The sequence below is a fragment of the Bradyrhizobium sp. genome (assembly GCF_030697065.1).
Taxonomy (GTDB): domain Bacteria; phylum Pseudomonadota; class Alphaproteobacteria; order Rhizobiales; family Xanthobacteraceae; genus Bradyrhizobium.
On the sequence record NZ_JAUYQU010000020.1, the window covers coordinates 1 to 1,262 of the forward strand.

2 protein-coding genes are annotated in these 1,262 nt (G+C 66.4%); both read left to right on the forward strand.

What is annotated here, in order from left to right:
- The coding region (locus tag Q8R73_RS01520) for an urease accessory protein UreD (protein WP_305717788.1) at positions 1-784 on the forward strand (784 nt) is incomplete at its 5' end.
- Between the two features lie 27 nt (positions 785-811).
- Complete coding sequence (locus tag Q8R73_RS01525; RefSeq protein WP_305717789.1) at positions 812-1,114, forward strand: urease subunit gamma; 303 nt, start codon at positions 812-814, stop codon at positions 1,112-1,114.
- The last annotated feature ends 148 nt before the right edge of the window (positions 1,115-1,262 follow it).

Here is a 1,262-nt window from a genome sequence, read left to right on the forward strand (position 1 = left end):
GCAGGGCGCGGTGAGGTTCGACGTGCACCAGGTCGAGGGTGCCACCCGCCGCCGCCAGTTGCATGAATCAGGCTCCTTGCGCGTCCGCTTTCCTTCCCCTGAGGCGGAGGGTCTCTCGGCCATGTTCGTCAATACCGCCGGCGGCATTGCCGGCGGCGATCGCTTCGATATCGACATCGCGGTCGGCGAAGGCTCCAGCCTTGCGGTGACCACGGCGGCAGCGGAAAAGGTCTACCGGGCGCAGGGGCCGGCCGCCGAAGTCAATATTTCCCTGAAGGCCGCCGCCGGCGCGCATCTGCGCTGGATGCCGCAGGAAACCATCCTGTTCGACCGCGCGCGGGTTTTGCGGCGGATCGATATCGACCTGGCCGAAGGCGCCACGCTGCTGCTCTGCGAGATCGTGGTGTTCGGCCGCGCCGCGATGGGCGAGCGCATGCAAAGGGGCGAATTCGTCGACCGCTGGCGGCTGCGCCGCGGCGGCCGGCTGGTGTTCGCCGAGAACGTACGGCTCGACGGCGACATCGGCGCCAAGCTGACGAGACCTGCGGTCGCCAACGGCGGTGTCGCCATCGGCACTGCGCTGATCGTGCCCGGCGACGAGGCGCTGGTGGAGCGGATTCGCGAGGTTGCGAATTCATTCGGTGGCGAGGTCGGCGTCTCCTGCTGGAATGGATTTGCAATGGCCCGCTTCTGTGCCCAAGATGCGGCCCGGCTGCGCGCCGACATGATGGCGGTGCTCGGCCGCGCCTCGGCAACAGCGCTGCCGCGGCTCTGGCTCAACTAGATCGAGGCAATTGATTAGAGTGCTCGCATGAACCTCTCTCCCCGCGAAAAGGACAAGCTGCTGGTCTCGATGGCGGCGATGGTGGCGCGGCGCCGCCTGGAGCGCGGCGTCAAGCTCAACCATCCCGAGGCCATCGCCATCATCTCCGATTTCATCGTCGAGGGCGCCCGCGACGGGCGCACCGTCGCCGAACTGATGCAGGCCGGCGCGCAGGTCATCAGCCGCGCCCAGTGCATGGACGGCATCGCCGAGATGATCCACGACATCCAGGTCGAGGCGACGTTTCCGGACGGTACCAAGCTCGTTACCGTGCACGAGCCGATACGATGAGAATTGAAGGTCGTCATTCCGGGGCGTCGCAACGCGCCGAACCCGGAATCCAGAGGTAATTAACTGCGAGATTCCGGGTTCGCGCTGCGCGCGCCCCGGAATGACGGAGAAAGGCGCAAAATGATCCCCGGCGAACTCTTCATCCAGG

Coding starts and splice junctions, on each gene's coding strand:
- Q8R73_RS01525 (WP_305717789.1), top strand. CDS start 812: ATGAACCTCTCTCCCCGCGAAAAGGACAAGCTGCTGGTCTCGATGGCG.